This is a genomic window from Mesorhizobium sp. WSM3864 (assembly GCF_002294955.1).
Lineage (GTDB): Bacteria > Pseudomonadota > Alphaproteobacteria > Rhizobiales > Rhizobiaceae > Mesorhizobium.
The window spans coordinates 1-23,384 of the sequence record NZ_NSGD01000034.1; the positions used below are offsets into that span (position 1 = coordinate 1).

The window sequence follows — 23,384 nt, forward strand, 5'->3', positions numbered from 1 at the left end:
CACCTTCGAAGACCGCGACCGTGTCATTTTCCAATTTGCCGGACTGCTCGGGCGCGTCGGTCTTGCTGACCTTGACGTGCTTGACCGATCCGCACCCACTAAGCGCGGCTATCACCAGTAGCGCGTCGTCGAATTTCCGGCCCGGCGGCGGACGGCGCGCCGAGCGTGCCTTGCGGGAATTCGCGAATCAGCGCGCCTGCACGCACGTTCAGCGTGTCCGCCGCCGCCTTGAAGGCCGCCGGCGCATAAGCGCGCTTGCCGTCGAACATCTCGGCCCGGTCCCGACGCAACGAGCCCCGCCGTGAAAATCAAAAAACACCCGGTATCCCAGGGGAGCAGCGGGTGTTGAATTATGGCAACAAAGACTGGTGACAAGGGGTCGCCAGTCCGCAAGCCAACGCATTAGTGGGCTATGTTGCACGCCATGGACCTATGCGCGCGGTGACGGGACCTCAGTCGCAGCTGGCCGTGGCCGACCGAAACCGAAGCTGTTGATCGATTAACCAACATCGCCGACAACTACCAAAGGACGTCCGCGGCTGAGAGACAGCGACCGCGCTCCTGTCTGCATTCAGACCGTAGGCGGCTTTTGCCGAACGATCCTGCCAATCCTTCCCGCGCGCACGACATTCCAAGCACGATTTCGAGCAGCTTGCCAAGGAGAGATGCCCTTGAGCATTCGCTCGAACTGTTACGCAACACGAAGTGTTTGACCGATCGCACCGATTATCCCACTGCCGAGCCCGGTTCAGAGTTGGGGCAAGGTCTGCGCCATCGCGCTGGACGCCGCCGGCGAGTCCTTCACCGGCATTGTCATCGGCATCGGCTTCGCGACCGTTCACGCCGTCGCGGGCTGACCAAACAACATTGCCATCGGCCACCGTCGCGTTATGGTTTACACCGTCCGGGGTGGTTACCCCTGTCCCGGACCACCTAGGCCCGGCGCCTTCACCAACTTCCCCCCGAAGCTAGATGGCTGCCGGGCCGTCTACAGCCTTCCAAGGCGCGTGAGGTGGCGGCAGGTTCCAGCCGAGGCCATAGCCCTGGCTATGTAAGTTGCCTGCCATTCAGAGGCCAGAACGGAAAGAGTACGAGAGCGTGGTGACGCTCCATAAGCCGTCGACGAGAAGGCGCCTGGCGACCAGCCGAGTTGAGGGCTTTCGACGTTGATCTGAAACCTTATCGACGGTCCCGCGTTGGCTCCTCACGATTTCGGGACCAGGAGATAAAATGCAAGGTTTGAAGCGGTCGTGCTGGACGGAAGCCGACATAGACGAGTTTGCGGCAAAGCACGGCCTGACAACCAGGCAAGCCGAAATTGTGATCCAGAGCAACGGTCCATCCAAGCGCAAATGCGACCTGGCAGCCGAGGCATTTATGGCCGCGCTCAGACAGTGCAGCTATTCGCGCGAAAAAGGCGCGAGAAGATCCCCTCTAAGGTCGGGAAGCAATGATAGCCGTAGGGTTTGAACCATGTCCGGTGAAGCCGCGACCTCTCACAAGGTCGCGAGCGAGGACAGACCGCAGGCCGCAGCTACCAAGATGACTTGGCCGGGCCGTTGGAGGCGGCGCCCGAAAGTCCATGGGTTGGGTGACTGACCGGGCCACGCAGCTCGCCTTCAAGTGGAGCTGGGGCGACCCGGCCTGGGGTGGGGAAGTCAGCGGGACTTGGGCGTATCAGGCCGCGCCTCTTACCCCGTTCAGCGAGAGGGCAGATGCGCACTTTGCGCCGCCTTTGTAGCGAAAATTTCTAAGACTTTGCCCGGGCAAACGGCTCGTCCCAGGATGCCCGGATCGTATCGCTGATACAGCTAGCCGTGCTTACGCCCGTTCGTCCGCTTCTTCGCCGTCGGCGTGTACGTATTTGTTGCCTCACTGGCAAGCCTCGCCAGCCTTAACCGCTCGGTCTTCTGTTCTCGCGCGGCGGCTTCACCGTCGACAATTTGGCGGGCGGCCCTGGCTGTGGCGTCCTGCTTCGTTTCGATCGCGGTCGGCTTGGGTTTGAATATTCCTTGCGGTATATCGGGGTGTCGCATGATGCGCTCTCCAAATCGGAAAACAAAAAAAGGCCGGGCTTGCCCGACCTCTCTGATCTGCGCTCTGTGGCCTGTGCCAGTACATCCGTGGTCAACGGCCAGAGCGCAATAATTTATGCGGCTTGCAGGTTCTCGGCCGCGAATTTGCCGTTACGGTTGTCCTTCACGAGTTCGAAGCTGAGTTTCTGGCCCTCGACCAGTGAGCGCAGACCGGCCCGCTCGACAGCGGAGATGTGGACGAACACGTCCGGCTGGCCGCCACCCTGCTCGATGAAGCCGAAGCCTTTGGTCGAATTGAAGAACTTTACGGTTCCCGTATTCATGGCGATTTCCTTTCAATCATCCATAGAAAATTGCTTGCCGTGCAAGACACACGGCAAACGGTTCAGATCGATTTTGAGAGGAGAAGATCGCCGAAGACGCGTTTCGCGTCAGAAACAAAGTTCGACAGACAAGATCGATATTTGCAACATAGACCCGTTCAGTGTTCTAAACAAGGCGCGGCCGGCACTAATTCTCGCCTTTCAAGACCGACGGCCTTCCAACTGGCGAGTCGGTTCTGGAATGGCACTCGGCAGCTGATTGCGTAATCCACCATCCGACCTGGATGGCTGGACGATCACCGCGAGTGGCGGAAAGTCACCAGGCCGGGTGGTGACACAGAACCATTCGTTGCGTCCGCTCTTTCTCCATGCCAATTCCCCCGCGGAGGACCACTTTAAGGAAACGTAGGGTCAGCTCACGAAAATCGAACAGGTGTTCAAGCCGACCGGCAAGAAGACTTCCGGCGAGAAATACGACGTTATCGAAGGGCCTCGCTTGGAAGTCGGCGGCCCGATCCTCTCAATGCCGGCTTGCTGGCGGCCTGCCAGGCGGTTGAGCACCCATGACATTGCCCGGCCGGCTCTTTGGGGAATGGGCGCAGGAGCTCGAGGACGATAAGACAGCAGATCCTCGACCAGGAGAAACACCTCGCGTCAACAAAACGGCTTGACGGCGAACTGGGAGGTCCCCGCGCGAATTGGGGCGGAACGTGGAATTGCCTCGCTATCCAGGCGTCAATGCCCTAAGGACAACGATGCAAAATCCCAAATTCACTCAGCCGGTGACTGTTCGGGCCAGTGCTCAAGGCGCCGAGACGATCATCACTGACGTTTACGAATGCTCGTCATTTCTGCTTCGGAAGTGGCCGGGCAAGCGTGGACCGTCACATCGCGCCGCGCTCCAGGCTTGCCACGATGCCAGCGCGGACAAAAAGCCCATATCGAGCGTTCGGCGGGCGTTCGCTTTGGCTGCGCGCGAGGCTGGTATCCTGGTGGGGCAATAACGGAGCGGGCTTGCCGAGGGACACGCGGGATATATCTATCCCCACGCCGAGGGTAGTTACCTGGCCAACCGACATGAATAGACGACCAGCGTGATGCCGTTTGCAGACAGGTCAAAGGAGGTCCGCCATGTCAAACCCGTCACGGGCATTCTACACAAGTTCCAACGGCGACCGCTGGCTGGTCGTCAAGGTCGGCGAGCGCGATGAGATTTTCGTGAGGCATGAGCCAAACCGGGCTTCGGGCGGTCAACCCTCCGAAGTTGACATCGAGACGTTCATGGCCCGCGGGCCTGGCTCGCCCGAAGGCGAAGCCTTGATCGATCTGCTCGACCAGCTGCGCACCGAACAGGACCGGGCGAGCATGGAAAAGCCAGACGGTCGATAAATAGCCAACCTGCAAGGACTCGGATAGCTGCGCCGTACCGGTCACGCCTTCCGCCCTCCCCTTCGCGCTGCCTGCGGTTTGATTCTTATGCGCAACGTCCCGCCCTCCGGGCGGTCGATTTCGAACGCGTTCGTCTTGCGGACGAGATCGCTCAGCTTGCGAAAACCAAAGGTGCGGGGATCGAAGTCGGAGGCCAGATTGGCAAGCTGCGTGCCGACCGCACCGAGCGGAACCCAGCCATCCTCGCTTTCCATCTGCGCGATAATCTTGCGGATGATCGGCACGGCCGCTGAGGGCGGTTGCAATGGCTTCATGCTCGATATCGCCTCGGGTTCGTTCGCGGGTGCAGACGGAAGCAGATTCTCGCTATAGACAAATCGCCGGCATGCCTGTCGGAAACTCTCGGGCGTCTTCTGTTCGCCGAAGCCGAAGACGTCGATGCCCTGCTCGCGGATGCGGGCGGCCAGCCGCGTAAAATCACTGTCGGAGGAAACCAGGCAGAAACCATCAAACCGACCGCTATGGAGCAGATCCATCGCGTCGATCACGAGGGTGATGTCGGAGGCGTTCTTGCCTGTTGTGTAGGCGAACTGCTGCTGGGGTATGATTGCGTGCTTCGAAAGAACGTCGGCCCACGCTTTCGAACGCGAGCTTGAAAAATCGCCGTAGATGCGACGCACGCTGGCCTCGCCAATCTTGGCGATCTCCTCGAACAGCCCGTCGGCGATCTTGGCGGAGGCATTGTCGGCATCGATCAGAACGGCTAGGCGCGGCGACCGCGGCTCGGACGGTATCATAGAGCTTTCCTAGCGCTGTTCGTGCGACCTGAAGTTTTTGCTCTCAATGTCAATGATGTCGCCGCAGTTGGAGCATTCCATCTGGGTGTGAGTACGAATCCAGCCGACGAGGGTCTTTGCCTGATGATGGCAACGGGGACATTCCACGTCGATTTCGAAGCTGTCTGTCTCGCGCTGCGTCATCGCCATGCCTCAGCTTTCGTCAGCAGCAGGCTCTCGCGCCTCTTTCTGCTCTATGGGTTTCTCCTTCGCAGCTTTCCCGGCAAGCTTGGCTTCTTTCTTGGCCGCCTTGGCCTTGTCTCGTTGACTCCGCTCGTATCGATAGTTTGGCTTCATCGCCATTCGAACTCTCCCTATCTGGTAGTCCGCAAGGCGCCGAATGCTGGCTGATCGCTACCCGGCCAGCGCGCGGCTTCAAACCGCGCAGTCGTTCGCCAAGCTCAGTAAATCTCAACCGTGCGGTCGTACCCGATCCCCGCCCCCTCAAGCGCGGTGAGGAATGCGACACTCGCGTCATCGGCAGCACCATCTTCGGCGCAGCGCTTCATCGCGTCGGTCCAAGCCAGGCTGTCGTTTCCTTGCCAATGGTCAAACAGGAAATCCGAGGCCTGTGCAACGGATTCAATCAGAGTGAAGCCGATCGGACCGGCGACATAGACAACCACGGGAACCCGGAATTTTTTGCCAGCCATCGTGCACCCTACGCCCAATTGTATGGAAAGACGAGCGCGGCGGGTCGATTGTTCACCCGCTTTGACCGCAACCGATGCTGCTACCTGAAATCGGCGGCGGTCAAAGTGTAGGAGTCGCGGCGGTGGCGCGCATAAACCTTGCCTGCCACGTGCTGGATGGAGGTTCGCAGGCCATCGAATGCCGAAAGATAGGCCGTCTCCACGCTAGCCTTCCCACCCAGGACAATGCCGTTTTTGGCCAGAGCCTCGGCCTCGATGAAGAAACGGATTTGAAACATGCCGTCATGACCGATGAAGTAGACGCCGTTACGCTCCTGATCGAAACTTCGGCTGGGGTTCGGGAACGCGAGCGTCATGACTGACCTGCAGGTGTCTCGGGAGCAACGAAGAAGCGCGCGGCGATCCTCGGCTTGCGGCGCTCCCTGTTGCAAAAGTTGAGGGACAGCATGCTTCTCGTCGCTTCCGAACGGCTGAGCCCGATCATGGAGGCGCCGTTCACATGCGCTGGAATGCCCGTGAAGACGTGATAGACGGTCCAGGAACGATCGACTTCGACGCGGCGGCCATATTGATGATCCCCAAAGTCGCATGCCTGCGCGCCGGCCGCATTGTCCTCGCCTGGATTAGCGGATAATTCGCGAGCTGCATCGGTGCGATGGTTGCTGGCGTTCATGATGCCGGCCCTTTGTCCATGTCACCCTGCGCAGCAATAACGCTGGAATAGACCGCCGTCGCACCCTCGGCGTCGGCAATGGCGACGGCATCTGGCCATTGGGGCATGTTCAGTGTCCTCGCCAGAAGCCGCGCGATCTCGATCGCCGCGTCGAGGTCGGCCGCGTCCACGGTCTCACGGCCGACGACGGCGTGCGCGTCGTCGGCAACGCGCGTGCGATAGAATTGGATCACGACCTTCATCCGAGTTCGTCGCGCACGACCATCCTGCCGTCAGCCCTTGCTCTTGCTTTGGGCGTGGGTGCCGCCGGCGCCCTTGATTTGGCCGAACGCACTCTCAGGCTTCAGCGGAAGCTTTTCCTGCTTCGGCTTCCTGATCTCTCTGTTCGAGCGTTTCTGTCCCTTGGCCATGTCCGAACGTCCTTTCGATGAGCCTTATGCCGCCGTGCGATGCTTCGGCGACCGGTTCCAGCCTGTCCTCCGTGACCACCCGCTCGTGCGGTTCGGCGTCGCTGCGGATGCGATATTGCGGCGAGTTTCCCCTCGGAGGCAGGGTACGAGTGACACGGTAGACTTCGCCGGTCTTTGGACCGACGCCGAGACCGCCTTTCAGCCGGACCGCCTGTCCGATGTCAAAAAGGCGCACCGGGGCTCCGTGCTGGATGGGGCGAGCTTTGCGTTGCATGAGGCTGGTCATGGTTGTCTCCGGTCCTTGTCGAGCGCCGCCTCGAGTAATGCCGGCTCAATCTGCACCATTTGTTCCTTGGACCCCCTCAAGGAGATCGCTGGCAGGTGAATGAACGCGGCCACGCGGCGCCAAGCGGTGTGGGAAGCGCTTTCGAGAGCCTCCTCGTCAAGATCGACATGATACTCTCCAGCCGGTTGCGGCGCATCGAAGCCGGGCAGCAAAAACACTGCATTGAAGCGAACGACGGTCGACGTAGTGCGAGTGGTCACTTGCGGCTCTCTGTGGAAACGTGCGCATGCGCCGACTGCTTCAGTTCCAGCCAACCGGCGAAACAATCTCGGATGCCGCTCGTACATCCTTGGTCAGCGCGGGATCATCTTCAGGGTACGAACGTAGCGAGATGCCGCGCCGGGAGCAGCGCAATGCATTCGCTATCGAAAATTCGGATACGGATGGCGAGGCTTCACTCATGACCTCGACAAAAATCAACGAACTTATATATGCGCCCCAATTGCGCTGGGAACAAGGTGCTTCCGCGTTTTTATTTTATTGGTCAAATAAAAACTCAAACGCATCGCTCAAAAAGCGGCAGAATTTTTCCTCGTTCCACGCAAAATTTTCCCCGTTTCCGCAATTATTTCGACCAAATAATTTGCGGTATTGGCAAATAATTTCGCTTCTCCTATCTATCGCTAGGAAAGCAGTCTATAGAAAGGGTATGCGAACCCGTTCCGCCACGCGAAAGAAATTGCCGTTAAGGCTTGGTCGCCCGACAGCCGCGCCAACCACCAAGCCTGGCATGTTGAGCACATCCGGAGTGTCCTCCAAGCATGAACTGCACCGCGGTTCGGCAAGCTTGGCACCAAGGCGCAGCTGAGTGTGGCGACGGCGCGGACTAGCGCAAATTTGATGATGGGGACGCGCATGGGTGCGGCACTCTCTTCATATGGTCCATTCGCCTTAAAGGTGTGTGTCGCGCTCTGGATTACCGCTTTGCTGGCCTCGGTTTTTGTCATCTTAAAAGCCTGAACTCGGTCGGCATTCGTGGAGAGGCGAAAACGAGAAGGATGCGAGCATGGCAAACCGCTACGCGCTTCGGATGGACGAGCCGAACAGCTGGACCGTTTTCGACATCTTCACCGGCCAGCCCGCCGAGTTCGAGAAGAAGATGATGGTCGGCATCAAGACGCGCCGGGCGGAAAAGATTGTTGGCGAAGTGAACATCCAGGACGCCAAGCGGCGGGATGTGGCCGGCCGGGAATCCTAATTGGCAGGCCCACAATACGGTTCAGGGCTTCTGGGCCGGTCATGTGGAGCAACCGCCGAATGTCGACTGCTCCTGCAGTCATTCAGTTGAAAGGATAAAACCAATGAGAACCTTGAAAACACCGGATGCCCCGCCCATCGTCATCGCGGCAGTCGCCAAGTCATCCAAGATCATCTCAGCTCGGCTGACGATCAGAACGGACGAGGCAGCAAGGCGCAGGATCGCTGACACTGACGGCACTCTGAGGCGGGCACGCGAACTCGCAGAGCGCAACCGCCTGATTTGAACCAGCCCTTTCGTTGGCCCAAAGGTGTCTACCGCAACAGCCGCCATCGTGATTAGAGCCGAAAGTGCATTTCCCAGCGAGGCAGGGGATCGGCCGACGAGTGGGAGAGTGTCAATGGCAACTGTCGAATTGGTAGCAGTTGAGGAGCGGCCCGGTGGCCAGCTTCTATTTAATGTTCGCGTGACCTCAACCGCTGGCAAAATAGAACTGCCGATCGCCATCGAGGGTCAAGGATCTGTCGCTTCGAATGAAAAGATGGTTCTTCAGTTCGCGCTTGGTTTCGCTAAGGACCTAGAGGCTTCGGTCCGGCTTCGCCTTGGAGTGGAGCAATAGGGTCTTTAGCAGCGACGAGTCACCACGCCAATGATCTGCTCCGGACACGATGCAGACCTAGCAGGTTGCTTACGTACCAATCAGTCCGCTGCGTCAGCGGCTGATCGCCCACAGGCAATGCGCACAAAGCTGCGAACCCGGCCACTTTCCTTCGCGACCGCCTAGCAGTTCGCGTCAGTCTGCGGATCGCACGCCTTGTTTTTTGGCTCCGTGGCTTTGACTTGGCCGCCTGCTCGGGCTCGGCCTGCTGCTCGGCGGCGGGCTGCTTCTTGGCCTTCGGTTTCTCAGGCTTGGCCGCCTGTTCCGGCTCGGCCTGCTGCTGCTCGACGGCTGGCTGCTCAGGCTTGGCGGTCTCTTTCGGCTCCGCCCGATCGGCCGTTGCACCTTCGGTTGGCTTCGATTTCCGGCCAGCCTGAACCTGCTTCACCTGGACCTCAGGCCGTTCCGGCGCCGATTCCTCCGTCAGCTATCCGACGCGGGCTGGCCTTTTGGCTGAATTCCCGCCATTAGCAGATGCGAATATATCCGCTCGCTGGCATCGTGTTCCCAAAGCCCTGCCGCCGAAGGTGGCGAAGACCCAAAGCCCACACACCCAAGGCCACCGGGCCACCTTATCGCCGGGAAAGGAAGAGCCCGCTCGCCTGGGGAGGTCGGACGGGCTCCGCTCCTATGCAGAACCGTGCCGCCCACGCTAAAACCGCATGACCGCCCAGATGTTCCCATTGCGACACAAGTCCAGACTTCCTCGACGGCGGTTCAGTGTATCGCGGTAGCTGCAACCAGGATCAGGCCCATCGCAGCGCAACGATGACCGCGATCATAGCGATCTCAAAGCCGCTTCCACCATTGCCTATTTTTCTGTCGGCCAATCGTGCGCTTCATTTCCCCTTGTTGACGTTGGCCCGTCATCTGGCAACGGCAACAGCGCGCCGTCATTTACAAATGATGTAGTTGCTTGAGTCGGCATCGGTTCGGGATCCGCCGCGAATGCGCAACGTACAGACATGATGCGGAGCGTCGCTTTGCTCCTTCATGTCCAGTCAGTCTGCACATGGTGACTGGCAGAGGCCAAGTTAGTGTCCGCGATGAAGATCGAAACGCGAGTCTTCTACAACCGCTAAGAGCCGGGATTGTCGAGGCAATCACCAGCCTTTGCGATCTTCTGCAAAGGTCGGCATCGGAATCGAGTGGCTAATCATGGCTCGACACAGCTACTGGCAGCACACCTTGCGACGTAAGTGTGTTGCCGAAGGTCGCATAGGCGTCGCTGGGGAACGCACCCCGCCTTCATCTCCCCGAGGGTGACGACGACAGCGTCCGTGCGCCCTCCGTCGTTGCGGTATGGAATCAGGCGCACCAGGAAGTGCTTTCCTTCTTCGTCCTGGGAGAGTTGATGCTCCAGCATGTCGCCTGTCTCGAAGACCGGGGCGGCGATGTGGTCCTTCAATTTCGGGTACTCGAGCCTGCTTGAGAGCTCGGTCAACGGTCTTCCGATATCGGCTCCTCGGAGACCGAAGAAGGTTGACGCAGCTGGGCTGAAGTTGCGGATGACGAGGTGGCGATCCAGGAAGACGGTTGCGATCTGGATGCTTGCAAACAGGTTCTTCAAATCGCTGTTGGCGCGATCGAGTTCTTCAACCTTGCCGCTCAACTCCGTATTGATGGTATTCAGTTCCTCGTTGAGGGACTGCATCTCCTCCTTCGACGCCTCGAGCTCCTCGTTGGAGGACTGCGCTTCCTCGTTGACCGAAACGAGTTCCTCGTTGGCTCCTCGAGCGCCGTTTCATACTCCTCGATTATGGACTGAAGCCGCTCGCGCGTGTCGCGGAGTTCCCGCTCCAGATCGGCCGTGCCGTCGGTCGCCTTTCCTTCAAGCTCGAGACGGCTATCCTGATGGGACTTGGTTCGTGCATGCGCAGTCAGCCCTTGCACGAAATCGAAAATGCTTTCGGGCGGCCTGTCCTTCTCCTGCAAGACGGCCTCGATGATCTTGCCGGTCTGGCCTTGGAGAAACCGCGCTTGCGCAGCAAGGTTTCGCGGTCGTCATCGCTATGGGCGACGATCCTTCACGGACCGCCCTGATGCCAGCGATGAATGGCGCGGCGAGGAGTTGCAAAAGTCGTCAAGGCGGGTGCGGCCTCGTGGGCGAAACGCTGCGCAGCCAACTTTGAGTGCCGGATGGGGCCAATGCCCACGCGCGGAGCCGGGTTGCACGGTCGAGCGGGGCGGATGGAAACGATCGTGAGGTCTGTCTCAATCGTCCGCTTTGCGAGCCGGCGTCCCTGCTCTGCACAGGCGGCATGCGGGGAAGCGAGGGGAAAAGTCTCCTTGGTTCCCTGAAAAAGATCGGAAACTCGTTTGCTATCGATCAGAACATTGATGGGATGCCAACCGATCAAATATTCGTGGCGGGCAAGCAAACAATCCATTATTCGCTTGATCTATCGCTCAATCTGCACAAATAGCAGGTCGATCCACCAATCAACAAGAGGGAAAGCACCAACACCATGTCCGATGAGCCTCAGGATAATGCCGATCTTGTGTCACTCGCAGCTGATATCGTCTCCGCCTATGTGTCGAACAATCCGGTGCCGGTGGCAGAACTGCCAAAGCTGATCGGCGACACCCATGCGGCCCTTCGGGGGATTGGCACGGCTGTAGCAGAACCGGTAGCCAAGCAGGAACCGGCCGTCTCGATCAGGAGATCTGTGACGCCCGACTTCATCATCTGCCTGGAAGACGGAAAGAAGTTCAAATCGCTGAAGCGGCATCTCAGCACCCATTACAATCTAAGCCCTGATGAATACCGGCAGAAGTGGAACCTGCCGGCCGATTACCCTCTAACCGCGCCGAACTATGCGGCCACCCGCTCTGCCTTGGCGAAGGCGTCCGGACTTGGACGCCCGCGCGCAAAGCAGCCGGCTCTGGCGGCGAAACCGACGCGGGCGCCACGCGCCGCCGCGGCGGCACTAGCTGCAGCGACGGCAAAATCTCCGGTTAAAAAAACGCGGAACGTTGCCGCAAAGGCCTAGACGGATCCAGTGGTTTGTTATTCGGCGCGTCGGCCGACATGAGCAAGGAAAAGCCCCGTCCGGTGGACCGGGCTTCTCTTTTGGGCCCGAGCTCACTCGGCGGCGCGGCGGGACCGTCGAGCTTGACGGAGTGGTAGTCGCGGCCTTCGCGCGAGGTCTTCTTCCATGCCCCACCGAACTCGGTGTCGCCTGCGAAGATGCGCTAGTCCGGACCCTTTTCGTTATCGGCCTCGGCGGGGACGAGGGTCGACGGCTTTGACGTTGAGGTTGAGCGTCTTGACGGAGACCTTGAAGCCTTTGCCGCTGCGGGAGACAGTGCCGATCGTAGCCATTGCGGTGTTTCCTTCTGCTGATCGGGCCGAGCCATCGCGGCCTCGATGGTGGTCGTGAGATCGGAGACGATCGGGCCGCACCCGTGGGGCCGAAACGAAGTGGAGAACGGCCGGCGGCCGGCTTTTTTGTCTCGCGATGCAAAGCCGATCCGGGGTCCCCATGCGGCCTGCCGGATGGGGTGTTGAGCGGCGGAAAAAAGCCGGCGGCGGACGCTGCGGGAAGACGATCGAGGCGAAGCTGTTCTTCGGTCAGACCCAATCCATTCGAGGCCACCGTGGCGTGGCTTACCGGCAGACAAATAGGACGACCGGCATGGCGACCTATCAAAGAACCTTTGGGCAGAGCCAAATGGCCTTTGAGGGCCTGCCAAGTAGGCGTGCCAAGCAAGGGAGAACCACCGCCCACCTGGATGCCACAAGAAAGTCGGTCAGGCTTGCTTGCATAGCCTCCTCGATATAGGCGTTGCCGAGCGTGTCGGTGACGAAAAGCTGCAAGTCAGGCAGTTTCGGCGGCCTCGTGTCATCCGGCTTTGTCAGCGCCTGCAATTCTGCGATCAGGCGAAGCTGGGCGACGGCGAAGGGGCCGAACTGGAGCTCGACGCCGATCAGGCGGCTCATTGCCGCCTCGATCGCGTCGCGTACCGCGCCCTTGCCCTGGTCCGCCTCAATGGTGGCCGCGATCTTGCGCATCACGCCGAGCAGAAAGCTGCCTGTGCCCATGGTCGGATCGGCAAGCGTCACGTCGGTGGAGGCTAGGCCAGCCGGGCGCGAGAACAGTGGCCCGCGCAACGTTTCGTCTACCAACCGCGTCATCGCTGCCACCACCTCCGGCTCCTACTACACGCCGCTGGTCGGCTCAAGGCATGATAGAACCACACCGACAAGGGTTCGGTCTCGAACACCACCCGCTACCGCTTGCGGAGAACGTCCGCAACTAAGCTCGGATCAGAGGGACATTTGCCACGCCAGATCCTTTGCCGCCACGCCGCACAGAAATCGCCGTCTCTTTGAACGACACGTCGAGACCTATATATTCGCTCATGGTTGTTCTCCGTTCGATGCTTGGGTCCAGCGTCCAGCCGTGAGCCCGCACTTCCATCCTATCGGGGAACAACCGCCCGCTCTGCAATCATGTGATCGCGTCCGGCTTTAGGGCGACTCGCTCCCGCGATTACCCCATGTTTGAAATTTCGGGATTGAGAGAGGTGTGGGCAGGCTGGTGGACTCGACCCCTGCCGACCACCAGCCCCGTCGCCAGTTTCTCCAGTGGGTGGAGATTAGCGCCCGAGACACGCTAGCACTTAACGGCATGACGAGTCCGATTTAGTTTTCAGCCTGATTGTCTTCGACTATGACTCAAGCTCAGGCGCGCATGTTCCTCCAAACCATCACTGCTCTGCAATCCGCGAACGCCCTTGACCTTGGCGGCAGAGCAATATGCGATCGTCAACGAATATGCCGGTGCGTTCCTACAGGCGTTCACGTTCCGCTCAGCGCTCTCGATCAGCAAGTCGGCTGGCACCGGCTGCAGCGCCTTGGCGGTATCCGACCTGCAGTCCATGTGCCGCTGCTTCTTGCGGTTGTTGGCTTGCGAGAACAGCCGACCTATCAGCTTGATGAACATTGACACTGCATCGTCCGCGAGCTTCTGGCCGAGCTTGATGACCTGCGCCACGATCAGGGCGTGTCGACGGCTGGCATTGAAGTCGCTGGCCAGCCATGCTGGTGTGGCGTTGGCTGCTCGTAGTCCCACAAGAGCCGCCCCGTTTGTCGCATCGTGCACTGGGGCCCAGGGCATGTACGCTGTACCAGCATGTCCGCTTATCAGCCTGCGCTAATATCTGAACGAATGGTGAAAATGGCTTACGGCCCAATGGGGCGGCGGTCGGCTGCAACGTGACGCTCCTTGGTTCCGGACTTAACGCACTTCCTAAGCTTGTGCTGATATGAGCACCCTCGGCGCCAACTTACTCGACAAATGGATGGCAGAGCACTGAGCACTTGCCAAACGCAATGACAGACGACCCTGCCGCCAGTTGCGACCTGGTCGGCCACGTGATGAAGGCCGCAAAACGCGAAGGGGTCGACCCGGACGAGATCAACGAGGAAGTCGGCAGTGTCTTTGGGATGATCATTGACGCGATGCAGCCCCGCGATGGCAGCCGGGGTGAAGGCGATGAAAGGGACAAGAAGGCGGACCTCGCCGTTGATCTGGCAGGTCGCTTGGTGAGAGAGGCGGGCATTACCCACGGGGAAGCCGAAGAGCTAGTAAAGCAGGTCGGAACCAACTGGGACTCCCTGCGTCGCGAGGGTCATTTCTTGAAGGGACGGCACTAGGGATCGCGCCATGAGCGAACCTCGGGCAGAATTCAACGGCAAGTGGATCACCGACAACGTAACGCGCGGCAGCGTCGGAGCCGATATCATTTCGGCTGCTGAGATGACGGCCAAGTTATTCGCCGATGCGAAAGCGGGTCGGCATATCAGAGCATGAGATTGAAGAGGAGATCGGCAGCGCCTACGAGGCAATCCTGGCCGCGATTGTCGGTCCACAGGAGAAGTCCAACTCAGTCTTGTGGCGCCATCCCCCAGCTTTTCAGGCGTCGAGTTCCAGCGGCTCGTGCGGGCTGCTCATGCCAATGACTTGTCGCAGGTCCCGCCGGTCTACCTGCTGGCCGGACCGCCGGCATTTATAGAAATGATCCTGCTCACGCGCTGGTTGGTCGCCTTGTCGCGTGCCCGTGATCGAGGGCCGAGATCCGAAAGCTTCGTCATGGGCCAACTGAACACCGCCAGCCGCGCGATGTTCCGACGCCGCCTTGCCCGCGGCATCTTGCGCTTGGGCGGCACGTGGCTCACGGTTCTCAAGAGGACGGCCGCTCCGTCTGCCGCCGGCGCCACCTCCTATTGGCGGTGCCGAGACTTCTATTCTCACCTTCAGAGCGGGTTAGCGATGGGCCTTCGGCGGTGAAAACAATTCCGGCGTCTTCGAACGCCTGGCGCATGGCCACGAGATTGCGGGGACGCGGTTTCCTCAAGCCGTTCTCAAAATCGCTGATCGTCAGTTCGCTGAGGTTGGCCTTCGCAGCCAGTCGCACTCGCGACCAGTTCAATAGCGCTCGTGCGGCTCTTGATTGTTCTGCTGAGAGTAGGTCTCGGCCGTCCATAACGGACTTGAAACATTCATTTTAGCTAAAACGTTCCGGAACTAATTTAGACGGCGCCTTGAGGAGGCCAGGTCGTCCAAGCCAGCGCAGAGGGTGCCGAGCGCCTTTGCCGACGCCAACGCCTCGGCGGCCCTTCTCCCGCCTCCAGGGTCTTGGCCAACTCGGCGCGATGCGCAGCAGGCCATGCTGCAGATTGATGCCGGCGAGCGGCGCGGGAAACTGGCGCAGGTCGGTCGCCGGCGCGCCGACAAGACTGCAAAGCTGGCCGAAGCTCCAATGCGTGGGCGCAATCGGCTGTCCTCGTAGGCTTTGCGGTTGGTGCGGAACTGGTGAACCTTCCGATAATGAAGCTCTTCCGAAACGAGCGTCCACGGGATCGAACAAGCTTGTTCGAAACTCGAAAAATCGCTGGGGCGGAACCCCCATGACCTGGTCGTCTCGACCAGGAAGTTACGGGCCAATAACTTGACGTGTCCCCAAGCTGCGCCGGCTGCCAGAAGCCCTCGGATTTCCTGTTTTAGGTCCTCTGCAATTTTGGCCTTTGTGCCGGGGTCGAAGGGTACCAAAGCATCCCACTGCCGACTGATGACGACGCGCCTCTTGTTTTTATCGACTCGACCGTGCCGGCCTCGGCATGCAACCGGCTTCGGATGCTTTTGAACCGTCGTTTCAATGGGCTTCAATCGGAGTTGCAACGCGGGTGGGAGTGAAGCCAAACTGACGAGATAATGCTTGCCTGCGTTGCCACCCTTACCCTGAACAACGCGCACCTCCAGAGCGTGCCCTCGCCAGTTGCCACGCTGGCAGGCCTTCCAAACTGCCTGCCGCGAGATTCCTGCCGACCTGGCGAGCAGGTTGAGTGGGACGAATTCTTTCCTCGACATCGTGCGCTAGTCCCTAGCGGCGGAACGGAAACCACCGGTAGCAGCTCGAGTTATCCCTGGCGTGACAGCCAAACCTTGGATCTCCACGCTGCCTAAGTAAGTGTAGATGTCGGCCATTGGCCGCAGTTCGTTTCGCGAGGATGTGGAAGGGTGACCGGTGACAGTGGAAGGGAGAGCTGGGCCTTGGCCGATAGGACTGCGGCCTTGGTTTACCAATCCTCCGGTCTTGGGTTGACCAATCCGCTGCCGGCCGCAAGCGGGTTCACCAACAGGCCCAGCTAGATTCCATGCAAATCCAGACACTTAATGCCAGTCCAGAATTAACTGTCATTGCGGGCATTGGTAAACCTGTTCTTAGGATCAGAAACTCCTACCCGGGGCCTGAAAACCCTCTTGTTTTCAAGCATATAGGCCGAACACCTGCAGCCCTTAATTCCGGACTGGTAAACCCCGTTCAATGTCAAATAATTCCGGACATCACACCAGTGTGCCGTCCGGAATTAACTGCCGCTGTCCAGAATTGAGTCGGGACGTTGAAACCTGCGCACCGTGCCCACGCTGAGATGCTAACGCCTTCTGTCACAACGCGATTGTGGGGGCAGCGCAGAGTGCGACCTGGGTCGATGAGAGTTACCAAACCTGTCGCTGGGGGTTACCAATGCGCGTATTAGGTGGCCTGTGGTTACCGATCGGCGACGGCATAAGCTCAATCAAAACATCTCCTTAAGGCCAGTCGGGAATTGATTGTCGTTGGGGCACCTTGGTAACCCGTTGTCCGAAGCCCATTGGCAACCTCTTCGGGCGAAAGCAGCGCGATATCATTCACTTAGCAGTCCCACCAACGACAGATAGTTCTGGACTCTAGCTCCTACCGACGACAGATAATTTCGGACGGCACATCGACAATGCCCTTTATGCGACTTTCAAAGCACAAAAGGAGAACGTACGAAGGAGCTGCCTACGTGTCCTCCATGTCACCAGCTATGGCTCAGTTCGGCGATCCTGTGGGCTTTTACATGCCTGCTTGCGGAATGTCAGCTTCTGGAAGGCTTGGCAAGAAGCTGACCGAAAACGCCGGTTCGTTCGCCTCGACGATCTGGCTTCGTGTCGAGGCGAGTTCGGACGCGATCGCTCCGGCTTGGCCGGTGAGGTCCGCCTGGTTGCGCTGAGTCTGCGTGTATTCGAAGTGGTTGGTCAGGCCCTGCTCGACCAGTGTCTTCTTGCGCTTGAGCTCGTCCGCCACAATCAAAAGCTGGTTTTCGATGGCGTGCATTTGCGCGGTAAGACCGGCGAGCGATTCCGTGAGCGTGGCGACGCGCTGGTGCAGGATGTCTTGCTCCGATCGGAACCGGGCAAAGCGGGCCTCAAATTCCTTCTTCTGCTCGTCGATGAGATGAGCGAGTTCCGCGTCGCTTGCGCCGGCCTCGACAATCGTGTCGAAGCGCAGGGTCTCCAGACCATCCCTCTCGGCAGCGAGCCGCTGCGCGGTCGCGGCGAGAGAGACGAACTGCTTCTTCAGCCGATTAACCTGGGTCCTAGCAGTCGTGCTGCCGAGGATGATCAGCTCTTGTCCAGCCTGCACACGGTCGCCCTCGGCGATACGGATTTCCTTGATGATGCCGCCCTCGAGATGCTGGATGCGGATATTGCGGCCCGCCGCCGCGATGGTTCCGTGAGCGACGGCCGCGCCGGAGAGTGGGGCGGTCACCGAGCAATACCCCGGTTCACTTGAACGAACGCACTTTCCATGGGTGCCAGCCTTCAGGTCTCGCCTGGCTCGCCTGGTTTCGTGGCTTACGATTGCGATTATGCCAACAGCCATCGTTTTGTATCTGATTTCTGTCGCGGTAGGCGAAATGAGTTTCCTGGACATTGGCTTAGCACTCGTTGCGGCAACAAGTTTGATCGTTAGCATTTGCACTGCACGCGCATTGTTTTTTCGAGACCCTTCAAGCAGCGACCTGACTTCCGGCGACGTTTCCATGTAGTATCCTTGGAGGCCTGTCTTTGGGCAGCATCCAGCCATCGGCCCGGCCACTTGGCCGATCCGAGAATTGCAATCGGGGCGCGAGGCACTTGGTACGCTTCAACTTCGATACTGGCTACGGACCCAGGTTGAGGCGGCTCAGCCACCGTCGAACTTTACCTTCCTTTTCAGAAACAAGGTGAACCCGGCTGCGGCCACCAGTTCCCAACCATTCGCGCCCAGTTCGTTCAACATTTCCTGGGTCCGATCGTCATAAGCTGCGCCGCCGCCGACCGTTAAGACGCGATACTCCCACAACCTGCTTTCTGTCATTTTCTCTTCCTGGATGGTGAACGTCGGATGCCGACGAGGCTGCTCTAGTACTTGGGCTCGCCAGACACTTTTTGCTGAGCCGGCAAGTCAACCAATCCAATTGCTCAAGACTGACGTAGACGATCGTACCACGCGACGCTGCGATCGCCGCCATATATTCGCGCAAGTGGCTGAGGTAAGTCTGACGAGTGGCGGTCGAGGGCGACAAATCGCACTTCCAGTCAAAAGCAATTATCGGCCGACCATTGTCAGATGGCGATCGCATTGCAAAGTTGGGTCCGCAATTCTTTCGATTCCAAAAAAGAATTAAAACGAACATACGGGGCAACACTGCAAACAAAGGCGTCGCCAGCATTGCGACATGGCGAATTTTCTGGCCACGCAATCCAGGAAGCGGCAGGCTGGACGGTTGATTGCCGAGGGGCTAGATAAAACGTGGGAGCGACTATTTTGGGGGAATTTCATATGCGATACTGTCCTTATGGGCCATTTGAGCTCACCCGCTCGGACGACAATTTTCTCTTTCTGGAAGATCGGGAGCGCGCCGTCTTCTGGTCCGAGGTCGAGGACGAGGTTCCGGGACTTGCCGACGCATGCGGATGCTACGTATTCGCTCTCCAGTCCGGCCGGGCAGCCGTTCCATGGTATGTCGGCAAGGCCGAGCGCCAGACCTTCAGGCAAGAGTGCCTCACCGACGACAAGGTGCACAAGTTCAACAGCGTTCTTGCCAGCAGAAGGCGCGGCCGACCTTATCTCTACCTCTATGCGCGAACCGGGCTGTCATCGTTTTCGCGGCCGACACGGACGAAACACCATGACGTTCGCTATCTCGAACGAATGCTCATCACGTTCGCATTGGACCGCAACGCATGGCTGATAAACAAGCAGGAAACCAAGATGCTGCGCAACATCGTTGTGCCGGGGTTGATGAACTCGCCCCCCGGCAGGATCAGTGACGCGGCCAAGGAGTTGCAATCCGTGCTGGGCTATTGATCCGAAGTGAGGCCAGCCAAACAACACGCCGCAATGAGCCAGGCGCCCCAAAGGCCGCTGAAGGGCCGCAGGCATTAAAAGGTTCGGGACCGAGCAGTGCTATTCTTTGACCATGCGTTGCGCCGCCAACAAACCCCGCGTTCGTTCAATGCGACTGAGTTGGGCAGCGCGCTTCGCGCGATCATGGACAATCTGGGACGAATGCAGGCAGAACGCGTGCAAACTGACCTGCCGGCAGTGTGGAAACAATCATTCCAGCCGGACGTGCTCGATGCACTCAGCGCATTGGCGTACGGAAAATGCCCCTTTTGTGAGCAGCGGTCCGTTTCCCTCCAACCATATCGGTTTCGCCCGCCTGCCTACGCCGAGCCGAGCGCTACCCCTGGCGACAAGCTTTGCTACCTTTGGCTCTCGTTCAACTGGAACAATTTATTTCCAATTTGCGGCGACTGTCTTCCCGCGCAGAAGGCCTTTTTTCCAGTCGAGGGCGAACGGGCACAACCGTGGTCGGCGACTGGGTTTACGCAGGATTCGCTGCTATTTGACCCCGATTTGGCAGGCCAGGAGAAGGCAATTTTGTTTTATCCCGGCGAAACCGCTCTCCTACAATCTGGAATCGAGGTCGCTAGAGATGGGAACTTGGTGCCAACTGATGCCCGTGGAGCCGCCACAATCTCGCATTTTGCGCTGAACCGGCACCCGTTGGTCGCAAGGCGCCGACAGGCTATCGATAGCCAAATAGACGCTCTGCGAAATGGACAGGCACTCAATGGCGAAGCGCCGTTGGAGCAAGCAGAGTTCGGCGGGTCCAGGTATCTGCTGTTGCGTCAAATTGCTCGGTTTTTGTCAGAACGATACCGTGAGGTGCGACCGCTTGACCCCCAAAGCATTCAAAGCCTCTTTGCGATGTGGCTCACCTCGCGCTCCAACTTCCCAACTGAACTGGAGAGTGCAATCCGCAGGCTCCGCTCCAAGGGCGACGAGGCAGCAGCACGATTGAAGGCCGCTCGGCAGGCCCCTCCGCGCGTTGACCATCCGCGCATCCGTTCTGTGCGCATTGAAAATTTCAAATCCTTGCAGAACATCGAGTTTGGGCTACCGCAGGAGGCTCGCTTTCGTACTTCTTTGACCTCAAATGACGCGACTGAGGCGCCAGAGGCACCATGCCTTCTTATCCTGGGTGAGAATGCGGCAGGCAAGAGTAGCGTGCTGGAAGCCATCGCGCTTGCCTGTCTCCCCCCTGCCACGCGAGAGCATCTCAAGCTGGTTTCGGGTAGGTTAGTTCTGAAACCACAGTATATGGGCGCACCAGCCGGACACCGGGGGCCCCGGGCATCCAAGATAGTGCTGACATTCCACGACGGCAGTGAGCTTAGCGCCACCATCAATGAAAATGGCATTGCGACAACTGGACAAGAACGGCCGCTTATCTTCGCGTACGGGGCGCATCGGCTATTCGGAGAAAAGGAACGCCGCGGGCCGAACCGCCATGTTGATACTTTGTTCAGGTACGATCGTGACATTTCCAACCCTACCTCTTGGTTGATGAACCTTGCGAAGTCGCAGCCGCAAGCGCTTAACGAAGTCGTCAGTGCACTTCGCCATATCATTCAGATCGACGGAGAATTTCAAAACATCGAAGTCGGCCGCGATGAGCATGACGGCTCCGAGCGGTGCTACATCAATATAAGGAAGCAGCGGCCCAACGGGACAACCTACATCGTTCGACAGCAGCTGGAGGTGGCCTCTTCAGGATATCGTGCAATTCTCGCGCTGGTATGCGACGTGTTCCAGGGTCTGATGGCGGCTGTAAGGGCTTCGCGTCGACCAAGGTCTGGAAGAGTGCAAGGCAGCGACGCAAGAGAGGCACGTTCAGCCCGGCACTCGAATGCGATTGTGCTCATAGATGAGATCGAAGCCCATCTTCACCCGCGATGGAAGCTTAACATCATTTCGGGTCTGCGCCGCGCGCTGCCACGGGTCACCTTTGTCCTTACCTCGCACGATCCGCTGTGCATCCGTGGGATGTTGAACGGAGAGGTGATGATGCTGAACCGCTATCAGACCCTTTCCCAGCCTGGTCGAGATCAGCTGCCGGAAGCGGTTGAGCAGGTAGACGACTTCGGCAACATCGAAGAGATGACTATAGAGCAGCTCCTGACGTCCAACCTGTTCCAACTGTTCTCGACGGACGACCAGAGAACCGACGAAACATTCTCCGCGATATCTCATATGCTGGCTCGCCGGCGCAACGGCGAGCCGCTCACCGCTGAGGAGCAGGTTGCGCTTGATAAATTCAATGGCGAGATTGCACAGGCTCTGCCGTACGGACGCACCGAGATAAGCCAGGTTATTCAGGAAGCCGTTGCCGAGTATCTTGAAGCTCGCCGCGAAAGAGACAAAAAGGCGACCAGTGAAGCAAGAGACAAGGCGAAAGCTGCGGTGAAGGATTTCCTGCAGAGTCTCCTAAGTTGAGGAAGGTCAACCGATCGGTGGTCGTCGAACCGCCTGACCTTCACAAACGACGTCCATCAGACGGCAAGACAGAGCTCGAACTGGTGACGGAGCATATGAACCGTCCTCGACGACATGAGGCGTTTGACTTCGCTAGGTACAAGGAAGCATCGGTGAAGACCGCCCTTGCGCAGCTGTTTCACGGCAAGTGCGCCTATTGCGAAAGCTTTTACGGAGCCACCCAGCCGGTCGACGTAGAGCACTTTCGACCAAAGGGAGAAGTCGAGAACGTCGATGATCACCCCGGGTATTGGTGGCTGGCCATGGAATGGACCAACCTTTTGCCGAGCTGCATCGACTGCAATCGCCGTCGCAAGCAGAAGACACCCAATCCCAGCGGCAATGGGCGGGCGACCCTTCTCGACAACGGCGAGTTTGATCGGTCAAGAAGCTTGAACACCGGCAAGGATTCTGCCTTCCCCCTGATCGGCGGGGTAGTGCGAGCCATGACCCCTGCGGCCGACTTGTCGGCTGAGCGGCGCTTGCTGATTGATCCAACGCTTGACGATCCAGACGCACATCTTGCCTTTCACGTCGACAGGAACCATCTGGTCAGTCTGGTATATCCGCAACCGCTCAATCCCGGCCAGGCGCTTACGCTGCCGGAGGCGATTGCGGATCCAGAGGGATTGGCGACGGCGGCCAAGGCAGCGAATGTGAGCCCAATGGGCATGGTCTCGATTCAAATTTACGGATTGAATCGACTTGCACTCGTTCAGAACCGAACCAAGGTGCTGCGCGATATGGAATTTCTGCTTGAACTCAGCCTCGACCTGCAAGAAATTGCCAACGAACTCGATGACAGAATACAAGCGCAATCGCGCCAACTTTTGCAGCGCCGCGGCAACGATGCGGGATTGGCACATGATTTCGCCACGGACCAACGCATCGCCGCGAAGATCCACCAATTCATTAGCGAGATCCGTTCGCAGCTGCGCGCACGGACCGAGGCATCGGCACCCTATTCGCGGCTCGCACGAGCATGGGTCGAGGCCTATCTAGCCAATTGATCCGGCACCCAAGTCAATGCAATCATAATGAGGGTGCCACAGGGGTGCGGGCGGCAGGCACCGATGGCGCACCTTCCCAGCTAGAGCGGCGGATTTTCATGTGAGTCCATAGCCTGCGGCAGTGAAGTAGTTTCTGCATTCTGTTGGGGAGAACAGATTGCAGATATCGCCGATGGCCTGCCACAGGGCGTCGATGGTTCTGATGGCCTTTGCGCGCAGATGCGCCTTGAGCTTGGCGAAGGCCATTTCGATCGGGTTGAGATCCGGACTGTAGGGCGGCAGGAAGAGCAGCCATGCGCCTCTTGCCCTGATGGCTGCCTCGGCGGCTGGACTCTTGTGGGCGGCGAGGTTGTCAAGGATGACGACATCGCCCCTTGCCAACGTCGGAGCGAGCTGCGTTTCGACGTAGGTCTCGAAGATGCGCCGGTTCATCGGCGCGTCGACGACGAAAGGGGCGGTAAGCCCATGGCAGCGCAGCCCGGCGATGAAGGTCTGCGTCTTCCAATGTCCAAACGGTGCCTTTGAGCGCAACCGCCGACCCTTCAGGCAGCGACCGCGCAAGCGCGTCATCTTCGTCGTGGTTCCGGTCTCGTTGACGTTGCCCCCAGTTTCTATCCAGTTTTGAGTTCGTTTCCGGCCTGGGTTGTGCCCTGCTGGGCGGGTGAAGCGA

Annotated in this window: 29 protein-coding genes and 6 pseudogenes; 11 read left to right on the plus strand and 24 right to left on the minus strand. The window is 59.0% G+C overall.

Translation table 11 applies throughout. From position 1 onward, the window contains the following. Window positions 1–98: 98 nt before the first annotated feature. The 3 genes from CK215_RS31525 to CK215_RS29365 all read right to left on the minus strand — a co-directional run bounded on the left by CK215_RS31525 (window position 99) and on the right by CK215_RS29365 (window position 2,359). On the minus strand, window positions 99–269 hold the full coding sequence (locus CK215_RS31525; protein ID WP_170950435.1) for a hypothetical protein: 171 nt from the start codon (window positions 267–269) through the stop codon (window positions 99–101). A gap of 1,542 nt (window positions 270–1,811) precedes the next feature. After that, entirely contained in the window at window positions 1,812–2,036 is a 225-nt protein-coding gene (locus tag CK215_RS29360) for a hypothetical protein (RefSeq protein WP_095832999.1), read from the minus strand. Between the two features lie 113 nt (window positions 2,037–2,149). Further along, window positions 2,150–2,359, minus strand: coding sequence for a cold-shock protein (locus CK215_RS29365; RefSeq protein ID WP_066999092.1), 210 nt, complete (start codon window positions 2,357–2,359; stop codon window positions 2,150–2,152). Between the two features lie 755 nt (window positions 2,360–3,114). Between CK215_RS29365 and CK215_RS29370 the strand changes: the two genes are divergently transcribed. After that, on the plus strand, window positions 3,115–3,363 hold the full coding sequence (locus tag CK215_RS29370) for a DUF982 domain-containing protein (protein ID WP_095825941.1): 249 nt from the start codon (window positions 3,115–3,117) through the stop codon (window positions 3,361–3,363). Between the two features lie 127 nt (window positions 3,364–3,490). Then, window positions 3,491–3,748 carry a hypothetical protein gene (locus CK215_RS29375; protein WP_066995590.1) on the plus strand — a complete coding sequence of 86 codons (258 nt, stop codon included), beginning with the start codon at window positions 3,491–3,493 and terminating at the stop codon, window positions 3,746–3,748. A gap of 41 nt (window positions 3,749–3,789) precedes the next feature. Here the strand turns inward: CK215_RS29375 and CK215_RS29380 are convergent, their stop codons facing one another. The 9 genes from CK215_RS29380 to CK215_RS29415 form a co-directional block, all read right to left on the minus strand. Further along, complete coding sequence (locus tag CK215_RS29380) at window positions 3,790–4,542, minus strand: NYN domain-containing protein (protein WP_095833019.1); 753 nt, start codon at window positions 4,540–4,542, stop codon at window positions 3,790–3,792. 12 nt (window positions 4,543–4,554) lie between these two features. After that, the gene (locus CK215_RS31090; protein ID WP_141245576.1) at window positions 4,555–4,734 is read right to left on the minus strand and encodes a hypothetical protein; all 180 of its coding nucleotides are present in this window, start codon (window positions 4,732–4,734) and stop codon (window positions 4,555–4,557) included. Between the two features lie 3 nt (window positions 4,735–4,737). Then, entirely contained in the window at window positions 4,738–4,887 is a 150-nt protein-coding gene (locus tag CK215_RS31530) for a hypothetical protein (protein ID WP_170950436.1), read from the minus strand. Between the two features lie 98 nt (window positions 4,888–4,985). Then, on the minus strand, window positions 4,986–5,237 hold the full coding sequence (locus tag CK215_RS29390; protein WP_095833000.1) for a DUF982 domain-containing protein: 252 nt from the start codon (window positions 5,235–5,237) through the stop codon (window positions 4,986–4,988). 80 nt (window positions 5,238–5,317) lie between these two features. Continuing rightward, window positions 5,318–5,593: a DUF1488 domain-containing protein gene (locus CK215_RS29395; RefSeq protein ID WP_095833001.1), complete on the minus strand. Its 276-nt coding sequence runs from the start codon at window positions 5,591–5,593 to the stop codon at window positions 5,318–5,320. Beyond that, window positions 5,590–5,910: a hypothetical protein gene (locus CK215_RS29400; RefSeq protein WP_095833002.1), complete on the minus strand. Its 321-nt coding sequence runs from the start codon at window positions 5,908–5,910 to the stop codon at window positions 5,590–5,592. The genes CK215_RS29395 and CK215_RS29400 overlap by 4 nt, the downstream gene beginning before the upstream one ends. Continuing rightward, window positions 5,907–6,152, minus strand: a complete 246-nt coding sequence (locus CK215_RS29405; protein ID WP_095833003.1) for a hypothetical protein — start codon at window positions 6,150–6,152, stop codon at window positions 5,907–5,909. Before CK215_RS29405 ends, CK215_RS29400 begins: the two co-directional genes overlap by 4 nt. 94 nt (window positions 6,153–6,246) lie before the next feature. Beyond that, entirely contained in the window at window positions 6,247–6,606 is a 360-nt protein-coding gene (locus CK215_RS29410) for a hypothetical protein (protein WP_095833004.1), read from the minus strand. Further along, window positions 6,603–6,866: a hypothetical protein gene (locus CK215_RS29415; RefSeq protein WP_095833005.1), complete on the minus strand. Its 264-nt coding sequence runs from the start codon at window positions 6,864–6,866 to the stop codon at window positions 6,603–6,605. Before CK215_RS29415 ends, CK215_RS29410 begins: the two co-directional genes overlap by 4 nt. Before the next feature lie 26 nt (window positions 6,867–6,892). On the opposite strand from CK215_RS29415, the gene CK215_RS31095 reads away from it, so the two are divergent. Both CK215_RS31095 and CK215_RS29420 read left to right on the plus strand, forming a co-directional pair. Next, on the plus strand, window positions 6,893–7,474 hold the full coding sequence (locus CK215_RS31095) for a hypothetical protein (protein WP_141245577.1): 582 nt from the start codon (window positions 6,893–6,895) through the stop codon (window positions 7,472–7,474). Between the two features lie 198 nt (window positions 7,475–7,672). Next, window positions 7,673–7,864, plus strand: a complete 192-nt coding sequence (locus tag CK215_RS29420; protein WP_095833006.1) for a hypothetical protein — start codon at window positions 7,673–7,675, stop codon at window positions 7,862–7,864. A gap of 78 nt (window positions 7,865–7,942) precedes the next feature. Here CK215_RS29420 and CK215_RS31535 read toward each other — a convergent pair whose 3' ends face one another. Beyond that, window positions 7,943–8,095 (minus strand): hypothetical protein, encoded by a 153-nt coding sequence (locus tag CK215_RS31535; protein ID WP_170950437.1) that lies wholly within the window; start codon window positions 8,093–8,095, stop codon window positions 7,943–7,945. Between the two features lie 169 nt (window positions 8,096–8,264). Here CK215_RS31535 and CK215_RS29430 point away from each other — a divergent pair, with 169 nt between their 5' ends. After that, a complete protein-coding gene (locus CK215_RS29430; RefSeq protein WP_095833008.1) occupies window positions 8,265–8,483 on the plus strand; it encodes a hypothetical protein in 219 nt (72 codons plus the stop codon). A gap of 1,297 nt (window positions 8,484–9,780) precedes the next feature. On the opposite strand, the pseudogene CK215_RS31685 reads toward CK215_RS29430, so the two are convergent. Both CK215_RS31685 and CK215_RS32145 read right to left on the minus strand, forming a co-directional pair. Next, a pseudogene (locus tag CK215_RS31685) lies at window positions 9,781–10,340 on the minus strand (PAS domain-containing protein); the annotation flags it as partial. Window positions 10,341–10,343: 3 nt separating this feature from the next. Then, window positions 10,344–10,663, minus strand: a pseudogene (locus CK215_RS32145) (DUF932 domain-containing protein); the annotation flags it as partial. 327 nt (window positions 10,664–10,990) lie between these two features. Between CK215_RS32145 and CK215_RS29445 the strand changes: the two are divergent. After that, complete coding sequence (locus CK215_RS29445) at window positions 10,991–11,515, plus strand: MucR family transcriptional regulator (protein WP_095833010.1); 525 nt, start codon at window positions 10,991–10,993, stop codon at window positions 11,513–11,515. Here CK215_RS29445 and CK215_RS29450 read toward each other — a convergent pair. From CK215_RS29450 to CK215_RS29465, 4 genes and pseudogenes are all read right to left on the minus strand, one after another. Then, window positions 11,481–11,847, minus strand: a pseudogene (locus tag CK215_RS29450) (DUF736 domain-containing protein). The gene CK215_RS29445 and the pseudogene CK215_RS29450 sit on opposite strands and share 35 nt — an antisense overlap. Before the next feature lie 324 nt (window positions 11,848–12,171). Further along, window positions 12,172–12,660 (minus strand): hypothetical protein, encoded by a 489-nt coding sequence (locus CK215_RS29455; protein ID WP_141245578.1) that lies wholly within the window; start codon window positions 12,658–12,660, stop codon window positions 12,172–12,174. A gap of 98 nt (window positions 12,661–12,758) precedes the next feature. Next, a pseudogene (locus CK215_RS29460) lies at window positions 12,759–12,889 on the minus strand (IS110 family transposase); the annotation flags it as partial. A gap of 483 nt (window positions 12,890–13,372) precedes the next feature. Beyond that, a pseudogene (locus CK215_RS29465) lies at window positions 13,373–13,582 on the minus strand (hypothetical protein); the annotation flags it as partial. Between the two features lie 278 nt (window positions 13,583–13,860). Between CK215_RS29465 and CK215_RS29470 the strand changes: the two are divergent. Then, entirely contained in the window at window positions 13,861–14,184 is a 324-nt protein-coding gene (locus CK215_RS29470) for a DUF768 domain-containing protein (protein ID WP_095833012.1), read from the plus strand. Window positions 14,185–14,194: 10 nt separating this feature from the next. Next, window positions 14,195–14,341, plus strand: a complete 147-nt coding sequence (locus CK215_RS32150; protein WP_245418867.1) for a hypothetical protein — start codon at window positions 14,195–14,197, stop codon at window positions 14,339–14,341. Between the two features lie 370 nt (window positions 14,342–14,711). Here CK215_RS32150 and CK215_RS29485 read toward each other — a convergent pair whose 3' ends face one another. The 4 genes and pseudogenes from CK215_RS29485 to CK215_RS31100 form a co-directional block, all read right to left on the minus strand. Further along, on the minus strand, window positions 14,712–15,014 hold the full coding sequence (locus CK215_RS29485; protein ID WP_095833013.1) for a helix-turn-helix transcriptional regulator: 303 nt from the start codon (window positions 15,012–15,014) through the stop codon (window positions 14,712–14,714). A gap of 130 nt (window positions 15,015–15,144) precedes the next feature. After that, window positions 15,145–15,311: pseudogene (locus tag CK215_RS32155) on the minus strand (DUF932 domain-containing protein); the annotation flags it as partial. A 1,599-nt stretch (window positions 15,312–16,910) separates the two neighbouring features. Beyond that, the gene (locus CK215_RS29495; protein ID WP_141245579.1) at window positions 16,911–17,771 is read right to left on the minus strand and encodes a biotin/lipoyl-binding protein; all 861 of its coding nucleotides are present in this window, start codon (window positions 17,769–17,771) and stop codon (window positions 16,911–16,913) included. Window positions 17,772–18,023: 252 nt separating this feature from the next. After that, the gene (locus tag CK215_RS31100) at window positions 18,024–18,197 is read right to left on the minus strand and encodes a DUF4177 domain-containing protein (protein WP_141245580.1); all 174 of its coding nucleotides are present in this window, start codon (window positions 18,195–18,197) and stop codon (window positions 18,024–18,026) included. 465 nt (window positions 18,198–18,662) lie between these two features. Between CK215_RS31100 and CK215_RS29500 the strand changes: the two genes are divergently transcribed. The 3 genes from CK215_RS29500 (at window position 18,663) to CK215_RS29515 (ending at window position 22,714) form a co-directional block, all read left to right on the plus strand. Further along, window positions 18,663–19,190: a hypothetical protein gene (locus CK215_RS29500; protein ID WP_095833015.1), complete on the plus strand. Its 528-nt coding sequence runs from the start codon at window positions 18,663–18,665 to the stop codon at window positions 19,188–19,190. Between the two features lie 96 nt (window positions 19,191–19,286). Then, a complete protein-coding gene (locus CK215_RS29505) occupies window positions 19,287–21,665 on the plus strand; it encodes an AAA family ATPase (RefSeq protein WP_141245581.1) in 2,379 nt (792 codons plus the stop codon). 152 nt (window positions 21,666–21,817) lie between these two features. Next, complete coding sequence (locus CK215_RS29515) at window positions 21,818–22,714, plus strand: endonuclease (protein WP_141245582.1); 897 nt, start codon at window positions 21,818–21,820, stop codon at window positions 22,712–22,714. Window positions 22,715–22,810: 96 nt separating this feature from the next. On the opposite strand, the gene CK215_RS29520 is transcribed toward CK215_RS29515, so the two are convergent. Continuing rightward, a partial coding sequence (locus CK215_RS29520; RefSeq protein WP_245418868.1) for an IS630 family transposase occupies window positions 22,811–23,384 on the minus strand: 574 nt, incomplete at its 5' end.